Below are 15,366 nucleotides of genomic sequence, written 5' to 3'. Positions count from 1 at the left end.
AGCTATCACAGAGATTTCTCCAGGGCTGATATGACGCGGTGCAGGTCGGTCCGGCGCTGAACACCGAGCTTGCGATAGACATGGGTGAGGTGCTGCTCGACGGTGCTCAACGTGACGAACAGCGACGACGCGATCTGCCGGTTCGTGTGTCCGCTTGCGGCCAGGGTGGCTACCTTCAGCTCGGCCCGGCTGAGGTTGGTGTTGATGTCCAGGTCGGCGATGCCCCGGGGGTGAGGCGCCGTGAGCTGGGCCGGTTCGGCCGCCGTGCCCGGCCGGGATCCGTTCTGGACGGTGTTCCGGTCAACGGCCGGGTTCAGCTCGGCCAGAACACGGTCGAGGTCCGCCCCGATGTCCGGGGTGCGGTTCGGTGAACCCTCGGCGATCGGGTTGAGCTGGCTCAGATGTTCGCCGACAAGTTCCCGGGCCCGGGCCGGCTGCCCGAGATGGAGCATCGCCGCCGCCATGTCGACCCGCCAGGGGAACAGATTCGGGAGTTTGAGGTCCCATTCGGCCAGGACCTCCCGGCAGGTGTCGAAGTCTTTCATGGCTGCGTGGGTGTTGCCCCGGTTGAGGTTGAAGCGACCGCGGGCGCGGAGGTAATAGAGGCCGAACCGGCTTTCCTGCAGGGATTTCGGCATGTGCAGGCTGAACTGCGGCACGGCGGTGGACTCGCCGGACCGTCCGGCGGTGTGCAACAGCACCGACAGGGGCATGCCGAGCATTACCCCCCAACTGTCGGCCGGCAGCAGCAGTAGTGCGAAGCGTGCTGACTCCTGCGCCGCCTCCAGGCCGCCCTGCTGCAGTTGGATGAGCGACCTGATCGCCCAGTACATCGCCTGCCAGACCGTCACGCGCCGGCGTTCCGCCTGCTCGAGCAGGGTGCCGCACCAGAGAGCGGCGGTCTCCAGCTGCCCGGCGATGATGAGGCGATCCAAATAGGCGACGCTCAGGATGGAGGTCGTCTCGTCGAGTCGGTTGGTTTGCAGGATGTGCTGAGCCTCGGCGGAGGTTTCCGGGGTCAGGTCGTCGGCGAGCAGCGCCTGGATGACCATGGCCACCTGTAGTTGCAGGGTGCGCCGGCCGGGCGCCACGTCGGTGTCGGGCGCGCACCGCTGCGGGCGTATCCGCGTGGCCAGGCTCGGGTACAGATAGCAGGCTTGCATCTGGTGCAGGTACAGCCCGGCCGCGGTGTCCTCGTCGTGTGCGGCCGAGCCGAGACGCTCCATCACCTCGAGCGCACCTTCGGGTTGCCCGCGCCACAACAGGGAGCTGATGAGCGGCAATGCGTGGTGGGCGGCGAGCCGGCCGGTCCGGGCCACGGATGACAACTCGACGAGTGTGCGTTCCGCGGCGGAGGGAACCACTCGGAGCTGGATCCGGGCCCGCAGCGCCTTGAGCGCGGTCCCGTCCTCCTCGCCGGCCCGGATTCGTTCGGCCATCCGGCAGCAGGCCAGGGCCAGCGCGGTGTCGTCGGACTGCAACGCGTTCTCCGCCGCCTCCACCAGCGTCGCCCCGAACCGGGTCACGTCCGGCACGTTGGCCGCGATCACATGGCGTGCCACCACCACCGGCGACGCGCCTTCGGCGTGCAGCACCGTCGCCGCCCGCTCGTGCAGTGCGGCGCGCTCTTCGACCGTCATCGCGTCGAGCACGGCGGCGCGCGCCTGTTCGTGGCACAGCCGCCCTCCTCTGAGCAGACCTATCTCGGTCGCCGCCGAGATGGCGAGAGCGATGGAGCCCGGATCGAGCCCGAGTATCTCGCCGATCAGGGCCAGGGGGGCCGGCGCGCCCAGGACGGCAAGCACTTGAGCCAACCGCAGCAGGTGGCCGGTGCTGCGGTACAGGCAACTGAGCACGGCCTGACCGAAGAACTCCCCGGCGACCGGGGAGGTGACCGCCTTGGCGGTCTGGGTGCTGATGGCCAGCCGCTTGTGGTCCTGGATCAGCGCGTTGAGCAGCAGGGGACTGCCGCCACTGATCCGGTGGTAGGCCGAGGCGAGCCGCTCACTGTGCGGCAGCCGCACGTTGAGGATGTCCGCGATGCCCTGGCGGGACAGCGGCTTGAGCCGCACCTGGCGATAGTTGAACTGACTGGCGAGTTCGGCCTGGAACACCGAGTACCGCGGCGAGGGTCGTGGCGCCTCGGCGAGGACCACCAGCATGCGCGCTCGATCGATGCGCCGGGCCAGGTAGAGCAGGAACTGCAGCGAGGCTGCGTCGGCGAGGTGGGTGTCGTCGACGATCAGCAGCATGGGCGAGCGGACCGTCAGGTCGATCAAGATGTTGGCCAGACCGCTGAACATGCCGTTCAGCGGGGCTGAGGCTTCCGCGCCGGCCCCGTCGAGCAGGGTCGCGGTCAGCATGCCGTCCTCGATGAGCCGGGACGCCCGATCGGCCTGCTCCGCTGACAGTCTTGCGCTCGCGAACAGCTGACTGACCACACCGAGCATCAGTGTGCTCTCCGCCCGCGAAGCGGTTGCGGCGAGGACGGCGGCGCCGGACTGGAGAGCCTGCTGTGCGAACTGACGTACCAGCTCGGTCTTCCCGCGGCCCACCGGCCCGCTGATCATGGCGATGAGGCCGGCGCCTGCCCCGCAGTCCGCGAGTGCGCTGTTCAACGAATCGAGCGCATCACTTCTTTCAACCAGAACCATGAACAGTTCCCCCCGTTGAGAACTTACTCGGCATGCTTGAACTTTGTTGTTGATCTAATGAACCACCTCCATCGATGGATTATTCAACGCACACACCCAAAGGCAAGTTGATCCATTGTAGCGAAACCGACAAAACTGTGAGGATCTTGATAAAACAAAAGGCGCTGATTCGTGCGAAACGGGCGCACTCGGCAAGTGCGGCACCTTCGATTACTGGGGTAGAGGTCGGATGCGCCTTGTGATATCCGTTCGTGGGGGCGGGTGCCGAACGGCTTTTCGAGTGCGTCCATAAGGTGCCTGCCGCGGCTCGTTGGCCGTGGGCAGGTGTGTCTGATCTTGGCCAAGTCGGCCGAACCCAGCGGGCCGCGTCACTCTACCGCGATGAGACTTCGTTCGTGGGTACGCCCTTTCCCGAATGGGCAGGCGGCGCGGTGCGCGTGCGTATTTCGCCTGGTGGTGGCGGGTGTGAGTGGCCTGTACGGGGCTGCGGGGCCCGCTGGAGATGACGCCAGTTTTAGGGGTGTCCGGGGCGGTTCCGGTCTTGTACCGTGGGCCCTTGTCGGGTTTGCCGCGCCTGAATCGACTGCCTTAGTCCGTATGGAATCGTGAGTCCGTGTGGAATCGTGCCTTAATTCCGGCCGGGAAATGCCAGCTGAGCCTCCACGGCTATCCGGCTCGCGGCAGGATGCCACGATCGACGTGCCGGAAACGTCGGCGCATGATGTCTCGGCGATTATTTCGGAACGGGACGGCAACCGCCGGCGGCCGTTTCGCATTATCGAGGTTGCGTTTCCCTTACGGCAACAAATCCGCCGTTGCCGCGCGCATTCGCTTGCTACCGGAAGCAGCGGGGATCACGCAGCGAACAGACCTTATCCGCGGACCGGCAACGTAAGTATTCAGCTTGCCGTGGGGTGGAGGCTCGTAACCCCTATCAGTGGTCCTCCGGGTTGGCAGGAAACCCCCGGGAGCGGCACGGTGTGAGGCGGACCCCGAGACGGAGAGGCAGACGCGCCCGAGGACTTCGACGCCGAACCGCCCGGCTACCGGGGTGCATCGGTGGCGGCGACAGCCGGGGTGCCCCCACCCGACCCCGAGTCTGAAGGAAAGCGTGATGACGGACATCGACAGCATCTCCGCGGAAAGGCTCACCGCCTTGGAGGCTGCGGTCGCGGCCCAGGCGGGCGTGACCGACGTCGCCGCAGTCGTTCGGTGGCAGGCCCGGCCCGCGCAGAGAGGCTCCGGAGTCACGGTGGAGACGCCGGTGAGCGCGGCCGGGGCCGACCCGGTTCCGGCCGGGCCACCCGCTGATGTCTCCGGCGCCGAGCTGCCCGACGATCCGTCGGCGCCGGCCACCTTCGGGGCCGCGCTGGAGCGTGCCGCGGCCGAGGCCGCCGAGCGTGGCATGACGTATCTCGCGTCGGACGGGACGGAACAGTTCCAGAGCTTCGCCGAGCTGCGGTCCGAGGCGGCCCGGGTGCTCGGCGCCCTGCGCACCGCGGGGGCGGTTCCCGGCGATCCGATCATTTTCCAATGCCTGGCCAAACGCAACGTCGTCGTCGCGTTCTGGGCCTGCGCGCTCGGCGGTTACGTGGCGACCCCGGTCTCCGTCCCGCTCGAGTACGGCCGGGACGACGCCGGCACCCGCAAGCTTCGCGCGATCTGGGACCTGCTCGACCGGCCACTCGTCCTCACCGAGGAGCGCCTCGCGGCCGACATCGGGGACCTCGGCTCCCGGTGGACCGGTGCGTCCGTGCACCTGCTCACCATGGAACGGGCCCTGCTCGCCGAAACAGCCGAGCCACGCGCGGCCGACCCGGAGGAGGCCGTCCTGCACCTGCTCACCTCGGGCAGCACCGGGGTACCGAAATGCGTGCGGCACACCCACCGGAGCCTGCTCGCCCGCATCCGCTCGGCCGCGCTGCACAACGACTTCACCGCCGCCGACACCTCGCTGAGCTGGATGCCGATCGACCATGTCGGAGGCTGGCTCTACAACGCCAGCGCCGCGGTCCACCGCAACGATCACGTGAACGCCGAGATGGACGCGTTCCTGGCCGACCCGCTGCGCTGGATGGATTGGGTGCACCGCTTCCGGGTCGCCAACGTGTGGACCCCGAACTTCGCCCTCTCGCTGGTCAATGAGCATGCACACGAGATGGCCGGCCGGGACTGGGACCTGTCCTGTCTCCGGCACATCTGCAGTGGGGGCGAGGCGGTGGTCAGCCAGGTGGTGCACCGGTTCAGCCAGCTGCTGCGGCCCTTCGGCCTGCCCGACCGCGCGGTACATCCGAGTTTCGGCATGTCCGAGGTGGCCGCCGGGGTCACCTACTCCGCGCTGGACGGCCGGGACGAGAACGTCGGCGTCCTGCGGGTCGACAAGGACTCGCTCTCGGGACGGCTGCGGTTCGACGGCCCCGCCTGGCGGCAGACCGCGTTCACCGAGCTCGGCGGGCCCATTCCCGGGGTACGCCTGCGGATCGTCGGCGAGGACAGCCGGGTCCTGCCCGAGGACCACGTCGGCCGGCTCCAGATCAGCGGCGTGACCATGATGGCGGGCTACCACCGCAACGGCGAGGCCAACGCGGCCTCGTTCACGGCCGACGGCTGGTTCGACAGCAAGGACCTCGGCTTCCTGCATCGCGGCAGCCTCACCCTGACCGGCCGCGACGGCGACATGATCATCGTGCAGGGGGCGAACTTCTTCAGCCACGACATCGAGGCGGTCGTCGAGCAGGTGCCCGGCACCGAGGTCAGCTTCGTCGCGGCGCTGGCCGATCGGGGCGCCGGCACCGGAGCCGACCAGCTGATCGTCTTCTTCGCCCCGGTCGGCGAGGGCGTCGAACAGCTGCGGACCACGATCTCGGGAATCCGTGCCCGGATGGTCCAGGAACTCGGCATCTCGCCCGACCGGGTGGTCCCGGTGCCCCGGGCCCGGTTCCCGAAGACCGAGATCGGCAAGATCCAGCGACGTCTGCTGATCGACCAGCTGCACGACGGCGCGTTCGACGAGACGCTGCGCGCGGTTGCCGACGCCGGCGCCGAGCCCGGATCCGCGCTCTTCGCACCGATCTGGATGACGGTGCCGGCGCCGTCGGGCCCCGCCCCGGTCGGTGTCTGGATCGTGCACGAAGGCCGGCACACCTCACTCGCCGAGCAGCTGCGCCCGTTGCTGCCGGCCGGTGTCCGGCTCGTCGTCACCCGGCCCGGCGACGGTTTCGCCGGCACCGGCGCTGACGAGTTCACGGTCCCGCCGACCGACCGCGGCGCCCACGACCGCCTGCTGGACACCGTCACCGGCTTCGGGCCGGTGGTCGCCGTCCTGCACGCCGGGAACCTCGAGCCCGCGCCGGCCCCGTCCGACATCGACGACCTCGCCGGCTTCTTCGCGGCCCGCGCCGTCCTGCAGGCGCTGGCCGCCCGCTCCGGTCCCAAGCCGGCGCTCCTGGTGCTCACCACCGGCGGCGTCGTGGCCGAGACCGGCGACCGGGCCGAACTGGCCAAGGTGGCGCTTCCGGGGCTGATCCGCACGGCTGCCGCGGAGGGGGCGCTGCCGGTCGTGCGTCTCGTCGACCTGCCCCCCGCGGAGCCCGCGACCTGGGCGGCCGCCGTCGCGGCCGAGCTCGGCACGGCCGGCGAGGAGGTCGTGGCCCACCGCGATGGCCGGCGGTTGGCGCGCCGGTTGCGTTCGGCGCACCCGACTGATGGCGGCCGGCCGCACCTCGTCACCGGCGGGTTCTATCTGGTCACCGGGGGCCTCGGCGGTATCGCGTACGAGATCGCCCAATACCTGCTGGCGGCGTACGGCGTGCGGCTGTTGCTGGTAAACCGGTTCGCGACGGCGCCGAACCGGCGGCTCGACGACCTGCGCGCTCTGGGCGAGGTGCTGCACCGCACCGTGGACGTGGCCGACGCGGATGCCCTCGAGACGGTTGTCCGCGATGCCGAGCAGCAGTGGAACCAGCCGCTGGCCGGAGTGTTTCATCTGGCCGGCGCGACCGAGCGGCGTGGCGACGACCTCGAGCTGAGCACCGTGTCCCACGAGCCGGACAGCGCCTTCGTCACCGCCATGCACGCCAAGGTCTTCGGCACCCTGGCCGTCGCGCGGATTCTGGACCGGCGTCCGGCCGCCGACCTGATCCTCTTCTCGTCGGTCAACGGCGACTTCGGCGGCGGTTCGTTCGGTGCGTACTCGTCCGCCAACAGCTTCCTCGGCGGGTTCGCCGAGCATTGGTCGCGGGAGCGCGGCCGTCGTGTCTGGTGTCTGTCGTGGAGCATGTGGGCGGGCGTCGGCATGAGCGACAGCACGCTGGCCCCCGCCGCGGAATCCCGTGGCTTCCGCACCCTTCCCGTCGAGGACGCGCTCGACTCGCTGCTGGGCGCGCTGACCATTCCCGGCGGCCACCTGATCATCGGTCTGGACGCCGGCAACCGGCACATCCTGCGGGAGATAACCGCGGACGAGCTGTACGTGGCTGAGGTGATCGTCGCGTACCGCCGGGGCACCGACGAGCCGCTACCCGCGGACACGCTGCAGGCGCCGGCGCTGAATTTCCCCTTTCCGGTACGGGTTGAAGCCGTCCCCGACCTGCCCCGCGACGCCGACGGCCGGGTCGATCGCGCCCAGCTGCTCGCGAACCTGCAACCCTCGGCCGCCCGGCGGCGGTATGTCGCCCCGCAACCCGGCTTCGAGCAGCGGCTCGCCGACATCTGGGCGCACGTGCTGGGCCGGGCACGAATCGGACGCGACGATATTTTCTTCGACCTCGGCGGCAGCTCCCTGCGGGCGACTCAGCTGGTCAACCGGATCAACGACGAGATGCGGGTGGATCTGCGGCTGCACCAGCTCTACGCGGCGCCCACCGTCGGGAAGCTGGCCGAGCTCCTGACTCCGGCGGCGCTGGATGACGGCTCGGTAGCACTCAATCCGGGATGACCGCGGTCACGACGAGGTTGCGGTTCACGATGAAGCGGCCGTGCAGCTCGCTCAGGGGCGGACCGCCGTCGATCCTGGCCCCGTCGACCAGCAACCTCGCGGCGAACGTGCCGGCGTCCGGGTCGATGGTCAGACGCGCTTCGTCGAACCCGAGCCAGCGGCGGGTCACCGGGAACCAGGCCTTGTAGACCGATTCCTTCGCGCTGAACAGCAACCGGCCCCACTCGGTGCCGGGATGCGTAGCGGCGAGCCGTTTCAGCATTTCCGGTTCGCAGGGAACGGTGACCGACTCGGCGACGCCCTCGGGCAGCGGGCCGTTCGGTTCGGCGTCGATGCCGAGCAGGGCGACGTCGGTGGTGCGGGCCAGTGCCGCCGCCCGGTAACCGGCGCAGTGGGTGATGCTGCCGGACATCCCCGCCGGCCACAGCGGCTCACGTTGGGGCCCGGGGCGGATCGGCGCGTCCGGGTGGCCGAACGCGCGCAACGCCGTCCGGGCACAACGGCGCGCGGTGATGAACTCGCGCCGACGGCCCTCGACGGCCTTGGCGATGAGGTCTTCCTCGCCGGGGAATGGCGCCTCGCCCGGCGTGTCCTCGAACGCCTCGACAGCCACAACCGTCGACGGCAGCAGCGCCTCGATCACGCGTTTCCTCCCCGAGCCCACGGCATCGGTTGATCGTGCCATCTCCGCACGGCCGGCGCGGCCCCTGATCTCACGACCGGGCCCGATGTGTGCCACCAGTAGGGGTGCCGAGGCCCGGCGCCCCGGGGCGGCTCCGGCCGATAGGCGCTTTCAAATCTTCGATATGGCATGCCGCAATTCCGCCGGAGGCCCCTACTATCTCGGCAGCAGTGATTCTCCGCACCGCCAGCATCGGTACGCCCCGGCGCCTTCCACCCGAAATATTGTTTACCGCAGCCAGGTCCGCGATTTCCCGCGGAATATCTGAGTCGGCTGTCGATGACTCCGGTCCCGGCCGAAGCGTGCGCCGATGGTGGTCGAGACGAGGGCTCGTCAATCGGGAGTAAGCATGCAGTTGACTCAGGCTCAGCTACTCGAATATCGCGAACGCGGGTTCATTTTTCTGGACTCCGTCTTCACCCCGGACGAGATCGCCGATCTCAATCAGGCCTTCGCGGAGGATTGCCGGACCTCCGGGCCGCACGTGATCCGGCAGGGCGACGACACCACCGTACGTGCGCTGTACGCCTCCCACCTCCGTCACCCGAGTTTCGCCTGGCTGGTCCGAGCCCGCCGACTGGCCGGCGTGGCTTCTCAGCTACTGGCCTCCGACGTCTACGTGCACCAGTTCAAGACGAACGCGAAGCAGCCTTTCGGCGGTGAACAGTGGGCCTGGCACCAGGACTACGTGGTCTGGCGCGACCTCGACGACATGCCGGCGCCACATGCGGTCAACGTGGGGGTCCTGCTGGACGACGCCACCGAGCACAACGGACCGGTCATGTTCCTGCCCGGCACCCACCTGCTCGGTGATCTCGTGTCCGGCCGGCAGTCGTCGGCGCCGAAGTCGACGCTGCACGCGGACCCGGACGACTACCAGCTCGGCAGTGCCGAAATGGACCGGCTGATGGCCGAATACGGATCGGTCAGTGCGAAGGGCGCCAGCGGTGGTGCGGTGCTCTTCGACCCGATGATCGTGCACGGCTCATCGGCCAATATCTCGCCGCACCCCCGCCGATTGCTGATCATCACCTACAACGACGTGCGCAACGCGCCACGCTCGCAGGGCGCGGATCGACGCCCGGAGTACCTGGTGGGCCGCGACTTCACGCCGATCGTGGCGACGGACGAACCCCTGCCGTCGGGAACGCTGGGAGGTTCCCACTCATGACCGCGGCGACAGGGGCTGTCCTTCCCGGGCCGCGCGAGCCGGTCGAACTGCGTACCTTTGCGGTGCCGGAGCCGGCGACCGGCGACCTGGTGGTCCGGGTGTCCTACGGCGGCATCTGTGGCACGGACCTGCACCTGCAAGACGGCCATCTGGCCATTCCGACGCCTCTCGTGCTGGGTCATGAGGGTCTGGGGATCGTGCATCAGCTCGGCGCCGGGGTCACCCACGACGCGGCGGGCCGTCCGCTCCGCCCCGGTGACCGGGTCATGTGGGCGTCGTCGATCTCCTGTGGGGAGTGCCGCGCATGCCGCGTCCACCGGGAGCCGACGCTCTGTGTCAATCGCCAGACCTGTGGGGTGAACCGCCCGGTGAGCGTCGAACCGGCGATCTCCGGCTCCTGGGCGGAGTACATCTATCTGCGTGCCGGCACCACGGTGGTGGTCCTGCCGGAGGCGACCGATTCGCTCGCGGCGATGGCGTTCGCCTGCGCCGGGCCGACCGTGATGCACGCCCTGGAACGCCGGCCGGTCAGTGCCGGCGAGACCGTCGTGGTTCAGGGCAGCGGGCCGGTCGGTCTGGCCGCCGCCGCGGTCGCTCAGCTCAGTGGCGCGGCGTCGGTGACGATTCTCGGCGGTCCGGCGAATCGCCTCGAACTGGCGCGTCGATGCGGTATCGGCGATCACCATCTCGATGTGATCGAACCGGGCGACCGGACCCGAGTCTTCGAGTCGGCCATGGAGCTGACCGCCGGTGGGGCGGGCGCGGATCTCGTCATCGAGTGTGCCGGCGTGCCAGAAGCGGTGACCGAGGGAATACGCCTGGTCCGCCGGGGCGGCGACTATCTCGTGATCGGCCAGTACACCGACAGCGGTGACACCGTCTTCAACCCGCACCAGATCGTCTACCGCCAGCTGAGGATCCTGGGATCGTGGGCGTTCACCGGCGCCCATCTGATGAGCTACATCGATCTGCTTCCGGCTCTTTCCGAACGCTTCGACCTGGCGCGCCTGGTGACCGCGTTCCCGCTGGCGGAGGTGAAGCAGGCGATGCGTTGCGTCAAGAACGGCTCACATCTCAAGGTGGTGCTCGATGCCCGGTAGGTGAACCGAGCCACGCGCCCATAGGCCGGAATTCCGTTATCAAGGGAGTTGATGTGGCCGGACTGCTTAATGTCATAATGACCGATCAGAAGCCTCGGGTGCGACCCTACATCCGTGATCTGCTCGAACGGGCCAAGCGTGAACATGGCAGCGGATCGGATGCCTATCTGGGAATATACAACCAATATTTCAGGATGCCGCGCAAGGAGCCGGGAATCGCCCGTGGCACGCGCCACTACAATGCGCTGGGTGACCTCCCGGAAGGGCTCGAGCGACTCTACCGTCGCGTCGTTGTCATCGATATGCTCAGCGCATGTTCGAGTGAGTGCGTCTTCTGCATCCGGGGTTTGTACGACCCGCATACGCTCAAGGACGGCCAGATATCGCAGATCCTTAAGTACCTGGCTCGTGACGAACATCTGGAAGAGGTGCTCATCACCGGTGGTGATCCGCTGATCGCCACCAGGAAGTTGGACGAGTTGGTGTCCGGTATCGCGGCGGCGGCGCCGAACATCAAGGTCGCCCGGATCGGCACGCGACTTCCGGTTCAGGACCCACTCGCCTTCAGTGACGCGACATATGAATTATTCCGCCGCCATTCGAAGCGTTTCCTCTTCGAAATATCGCTCCAGGTGAACCATCCCTTCGAGCTGCAAACCGAGGCGGTGGAGGTTATCCAACGGCTGAGCGATTGCGGCGTTCGCGTGCACAGCCAAAATGTGATCCTCAAGGGTGTCAACGACAACCTGAACACCCTCTTGGACCTGTACGACAGGCTCCGGGCGCTCAGGGTCATTCCGCACTATCTCTTCCACGCTGTCCCGATGGTGGGAACCGACGAATTTCGTACGTCCGTGGCGCGCGCCCTGGAACTGTCGGCACAGCTCAATGATGGTGGGTTCCTGAGCGGTCTGGGTAAACCGAAATTCGCTATCATGACCGCGGTCGGCAAGGTTGTTCCCGCCCCGGGAAGCATTCTTGCGGATCGCGACGGAACCTTGACGATCCGAACGTCCTATCGACTGGAGGATCGGCTGCGCTGGAACCCTGGCTATGTGTTGCCGGAGTCCGCAACGGTCAACGAACTAGGTACGCTCGACGTCCAGTATGTCGACGGCGAGGACTGAAGCGAGTGGGTGCCGCCGTCCTGTGCAGGGCGGCGGCCGGCACCGGCTCCTGCCGTCCGGTGACCTCCTTGATGCCGTCCAGCAGGGTGAGCACGGCACGGGCTGACGGCAGCGCCATCGCTCCCGCACGGGTGAGCTGGACCCCGCCCGGATGGCGGGCGAACAGTCGCGTGCCCAGCTCGTTCTCCAGGCATTTGATCTGATAGCTGACCGCCGGTTGAGAGTAGCCGATCGAGATGGCGGCAAGGTCCATCCGGCCGACCTCGGCTATCGCCACAAATGCCCTCAGCTCGCGCTCGTGCATCAGAACTCCCCGTATCGTCGCAGTGCCACGCGCGAAGGAACAGCCCGGACGCTGCGCACGGCATTCCGTCCCCGTTCCGGCCGCCGGTCAGATTGGGCTGTCGCGCTTAAGGATCGCTATCGTTTCGCTTTCGCGCGCGGCGCCGGCCGGGGTTGTCGGGCGCTGGCCCCTATGTTTCGCGTGCCAATAGGGGTTGAGCCGGGCATCGTGACTCTCTACCGTCCGAATTGAACAACGTCCACTCTCCCGTCGAGCGGCGTCTCGTTGCAGCTTGTTCAGCGCCTAATCGAAGGAGCGGACGTGACGAATCCATTCCAGGATCCCGACGGTGAGCCGGTGTTGCCCGTGGACACGCCACAGGTCCGCCGCATCTGCCGCCGCTCGTCCCGGGTGCGCCTGTTCCGCCTGCCTGAGCGGGCGCGGCGAGTTCGATCCGTGCACCACGCGCGAGATCGGCGGCGGGCACCTCTTCGTCGACGAGAACCCGGACGAGCCTGACGCGTCCGCCGCCGGCCCGAAGCCCCGGACGGCCCCGCCTTGACCGACACCGGCAAACGGCTTAAGAAGCAGATCCGCGCCGCGTACGCCGATGGACTGCCCTGCGACCTGCGGCGTCACGTGACTCCGGACCGCCGGGCAGTCCGGCGACGTGGAGCGCCCACGGATCGGGTTCCGCCACCGGAAGGCGATGCCTCCGGCTCGAGGGCGTGGCCGGAGATGCCGCTCGCCGCGGTTCGGTGGCCCGGCGGCCGGCCGGTGGACGGCTTGCGGAAACCGGTGTCGTGCGACTCACCGCCTTCCGGCGTCGTTCCGGTGAACCTGAGCCGGGACGACATCGATGAACTTGACCTTAACTGGAGGTAGCGGCATGGAAACGCCCCGTTTGACCGACGTCTGGCCGCTGTCACCGTTGCAAAAAGGCCTGCTCTTCCACGACGAGTTCGACCGGGACGGCCCGGACCCGTACCTGTTGCAGTACGTCTTCGATCTGGAGGGCGAGCTCGACCTGGCGGCGTTGCGGGTCGCGCTGGGTGCGCTGCTGCGCCGGCATGCCGTGCTCCGAGCCGGCTTCCGGACCGTGCGTTCGGGAGATCCGGTGCAGGTCATCGTCGGTTCGGTCGAGCCGCCCCTGGAGTACCTGGACCTCAGTGAGCTGGACGAGGCGGGCATTGCGGCGGAACTGGACCGGCTGCGGATCGAGGACCGGCGCCGCCGCTTCGACCTGGCCCGGCCGCCGCTGCTGCGCTGCACCGCGGTGCGCTGTCCGGCAGGCCGGCATCGCGTGCTGTTGTCGATACACCACATCGTCATGGACGGCTGGTCCGCGCCGCTGGTCCTGGACGAGCTGTTCCGGCTCTACAACCACGGCGGCGACGATCCGTCGCTGCCGCCGGTCGTTCCCTACCGGGACTACCTGGCCTGGCTCGGCGCAAGGGACCGGGACGCGTCGATGGCGGCGTGGCGCGAGGCCCTTTCCGGAGTCGACGGGCCGACCCTGATCGCGCCCGAGGCACAGCGTTCCCTGCCGGCCGAGCAGGAACAGCTCCAGGCCGAATTGTCGCCGCACCTGTCGGCCGAGCTGACCGGCTTCGCCCGCCGGCACGACCTGACCACCAACACCGTCGTGCAGGGCGCCTGGGGCATGCTGCTCGGCAATCTCATCGGCAGCTGCGACGTGCTCTTCGGCGGTGCGGTCAACGGGCGGTCGCCGGAGATTCCGGGCATCGACCGGATGGTCGGCATGTTGCTCAACACCGTGGTGGTACGCGTCCGGTGGCAGCCGGGCGACACGGTGCTCGACCTGCTGACCCGGCTGCAGGACGAGCAGTCCCGACTGTTGGACCACCAGTACCTCAGCCTGCCCGAACTGCCCGGCCCGCCCGGCAGCGGCCCCCTGTTCGACACGCTCACGGTCTTCCAGAACATCCCGCTCGACGAGCCGGAGATGCGCAGCCAGATCGAAGGCCGGGGAACGCGGCGGCTGATCGGCCTCACCGGCCACGGCGGGACGCACTATCCGCTGGCGTTGATCGCCGTGCCCGGCCGGTTGCTGCTCAACTACCGCCCGGACGTGTTCGACCGCGACGCCGCCGTTCGGCTGCTCGACCGGTTCCAGGCGGTCCTTGCCGCCTCGCTCGCGCAGGACGGCGGGCAAGCGGTGGACCGGGTGGACGCGTTGCTGCCCGGCGAGGCGGATTGGCTGTTGACGGCGGGCTCCGGTGCGCCGCCCGCGCACCCCTCGCCGCCGGTGGTGGAACGGTTCGCCGCCCAGGCGGCTCGGGTTCCGCAGGCGCCGGCGGTGTCGCGCAGCGGCGTTGCGGTGTCGTACCAGGCGTTGGCGCAACGGGTGGCGGGGTTGGCCGGCCGGTTGGCGCTGGCCGGCGTCGGTCCGGGTGACCGGGTCGGTGTCGCCGTGCACCCCGGCGAGTACCTCGTCGTGGCCGTGCTGGCGGTGTTGTGGCGTGGTGCGGCATTCGTGCCGGTGGACGTGTCGGCGCCGCACCAGCGGCGGGAGTGGATGGTGCGGGACGCGGGTTGCCGGGTGCTGATCACGGACGAGGCGTCGCCGGTCGGCGCGGACGTGCTGGTGCTGGCTCCGGACGAGCGGGGGCCCGCTGCCGACCCGGTGCCCGTCACCGCGGCGCAGGCCGCGTACGTGATCTACACGTCCGGGTCGACCGGGACGCCGAAAGGTGTCGTGGTGTCCCACGGTGCGCTGGCGAACTACCTGCATTGGGTGACCGGCACGTATCCGGGGCTGTCGGAACAGGTGCTGTCGCACTCGTCACCGGCGTTCGACCTGACGGTGACGACGTTGCTGGGCCCGTTGACGTGTGGCGGGTGTGTGCGATTGGCGGCGGCGGACGAGGCCGATCCGACCGGTGTGGGTGATGCGCTGGTGAAGGCGACACCGTCGCATCTGCCGATGCTGCGCGGCCCGGTTCCGGGCGGGCTCCTCGTTCTCGGTGGTGAGCAACTCTCCGGTGAGATGCTCCGGCGACACCGGCCGCCGGGCGTGACGGTGGTCAATGAGTACGGGCCGACGGAGGCGACGGTCGGCACCACGGCGTTCTCGATCGAGGCGGACGCGCCCGTGCCGGACGGCGCGGTGCCGGTGGGCTGGCCGGGCCCGGGCACCCGGGTGTACGTGCTGAACCGCGGGTTGCGGCCGGCGCCGGTGGCGGCGGCCGGCGAGGTCTATCTCGCTGGAGCGCAGTTGGCGCAGGGCTACCTGGGACGGCCGGGATTGACCGCGCAGAGGTTCGTCGCCGATCCGTTCGGCGCTCCGGGCGCTCGCATGTATCGCACCGGTGACCTCGGCCGCTGGCACCGCGACACGGGTCTGCAACTGAGCGGCCGGGTTGATGGTCAGGTGAAGGTTCGTGGGTTTC

The 15,366-nt window shown here is 68.8% G+C and carries 8 protein-coding genes; 5 read left to right on the top strand and 3 right to left on the bottom strand.

Features of this window, described 5'->3' with window-relative positions; genetic code table 11:
• Positions 1-5 precede the first annotated feature (5 nt).
• Positions 6-2,654, bottom strand: a complete 2,649-nt coding sequence (locus Adu01nite_RS45840) for an AAA family ATPase (RefSeq protein WP_275414790.1) — start codon at positions 2,652-2,654, stop codon at positions 6-8.
• A gap of 1,114 nt (positions 2,655-3,768) precedes the next feature.
• Here Adu01nite_RS45840 and Adu01nite_RS45835 point away from each other — a divergent pair.
• A complete protein-coding gene (locus Adu01nite_RS45835) occupies positions 3,769-7,590 on the top strand; it encodes an SDR family NAD(P)-dependent oxidoreductase (protein WP_203735706.1) in 3,822 nt (1,273 codons plus the stop codon).
• Here Adu01nite_RS45835 and Adu01nite_RS45830 read toward each other — a convergent pair.
• Positions 7,577-8,233: a 4'-phosphopantetheinyl transferase family protein gene (locus Adu01nite_RS45830; protein ID WP_239133208.1), complete on the bottom strand. Its 657-nt coding sequence runs from the start codon at positions 8,231-8,233 to the stop codon at positions 7,577-7,579. The genes Adu01nite_RS45835 and Adu01nite_RS45830 overlap by 14 nt on opposite strands.
• Before the next feature lie 388 nt (positions 8,234-8,621).
• Here Adu01nite_RS45830 and Adu01nite_RS45825 point away from each other — a divergent pair, with 388 nt between their 5' ends.
• The 3 genes from Adu01nite_RS45825 to Adu01nite_RS45815 are packed head-to-tail and all read left to right on the top strand — an operon-like array spanning position 8,622 to position 11,670.
• Positions 8,622-9,443 carry a phytanoyl-CoA dioxygenase family protein gene (locus tag Adu01nite_RS45825; protein WP_203735704.1) on the top strand — a complete coding sequence of 274 codons (822 nt, stop codon included), beginning with the start codon at positions 8,622-8,624 and terminating at the stop codon, positions 9,441-9,443.
• Complete coding sequence (locus tag Adu01nite_RS45820) at positions 9,440-10,543, top strand: zinc-binding dehydrogenase (RefSeq protein ID WP_275414789.1); 1,104 nt, start codon at positions 9,440-9,442, stop codon at positions 10,541-10,543. Before Adu01nite_RS45825 ends, Adu01nite_RS45820 begins: the two co-directional genes overlap by 4 nt.
• Before the next feature lie 53 nt (positions 10,544-10,596).
• Positions 10,597-11,670: a radical SAM protein gene (locus tag Adu01nite_RS45815; RefSeq protein WP_203735702.1), complete on the top strand. Its 1,074-nt coding sequence runs from the start codon at positions 10,597-10,599 to the stop codon at positions 11,668-11,670.
• Here the strand turns inward: Adu01nite_RS45815 and Adu01nite_RS45810 are convergent.
• A complete protein-coding gene (locus Adu01nite_RS45810; RefSeq protein WP_203735701.1) occupies positions 11,621-11,974 on the bottom strand; it encodes a LysR family transcriptional regulator in 354 nt (117 codons plus the stop codon). The two genes, Adu01nite_RS45815 and Adu01nite_RS45810, sit on opposite strands and share 50 nt — an antisense overlap.
• 868 nt (positions 11,975-12,842) lie before the next feature.
• Here Adu01nite_RS45810 and Adu01nite_RS45805 point away from each other — a divergent pair.
• The coding region (locus Adu01nite_RS45805) for a non-ribosomal peptide synthetase (RefSeq protein ID WP_203735700.1) at positions 12,843-15,366 on the top strand (2,524 nt) is incomplete at its 3' end.

It is taken from the genome of Paractinoplanes durhamensis (genome assembly GCF_016862175.1).
Taxonomy (GTDB): Bacteria; Actinomycetota; Actinomycetes; order Mycobacteriales; family Micromonosporaceae; genus Actinoplanes; species Actinoplanes durhamensis.
The sequence above is the reverse complement of the archived record's forward strand: the minus strand, read 5'-3'. Positions and strand labels throughout refer to the sequence as shown.

Excerpts from the sequence above, each read along its gene's own strand:
- Adu01nite_RS45810 (WP_203735701.1), bottom strand. The coding sequence starts at position 11,974 with ATGCACGAGCGCGAGCTGAGGGCATTTGTGGCGATAGCCGAGGTCGGC.
- Adu01nite_RS45840 (WP_275414790.1), bottom strand. The coding sequence starts at position 2,654 with ATGGTTCTGGTTGAAAGAAGTGATGCGCTCGATTCGTTGAACAGCGCA.
- Adu01nite_RS45820 (WP_275414789.1), top strand. The coding sequence starts at position 9,440 with ATGACCGCGGCGACAGGGGCTGTCCTTCCCGGGCCGCGCGAGCCGGTC.
- Adu01nite_RS45825 (WP_203735704.1), top strand. The coding sequence starts at position 8,622 with ATGCAGTTGACTCAGGCTCAGCTACTCGAATATCGCGAACGCGGGTTC.
- Adu01nite_RS45835 (WP_203735706.1), top strand. The coding sequence starts at position 3,769 with ATGACGGACATCGACAGCATCTCCGCGGAAAGGCTCACCGCCTTGGAG.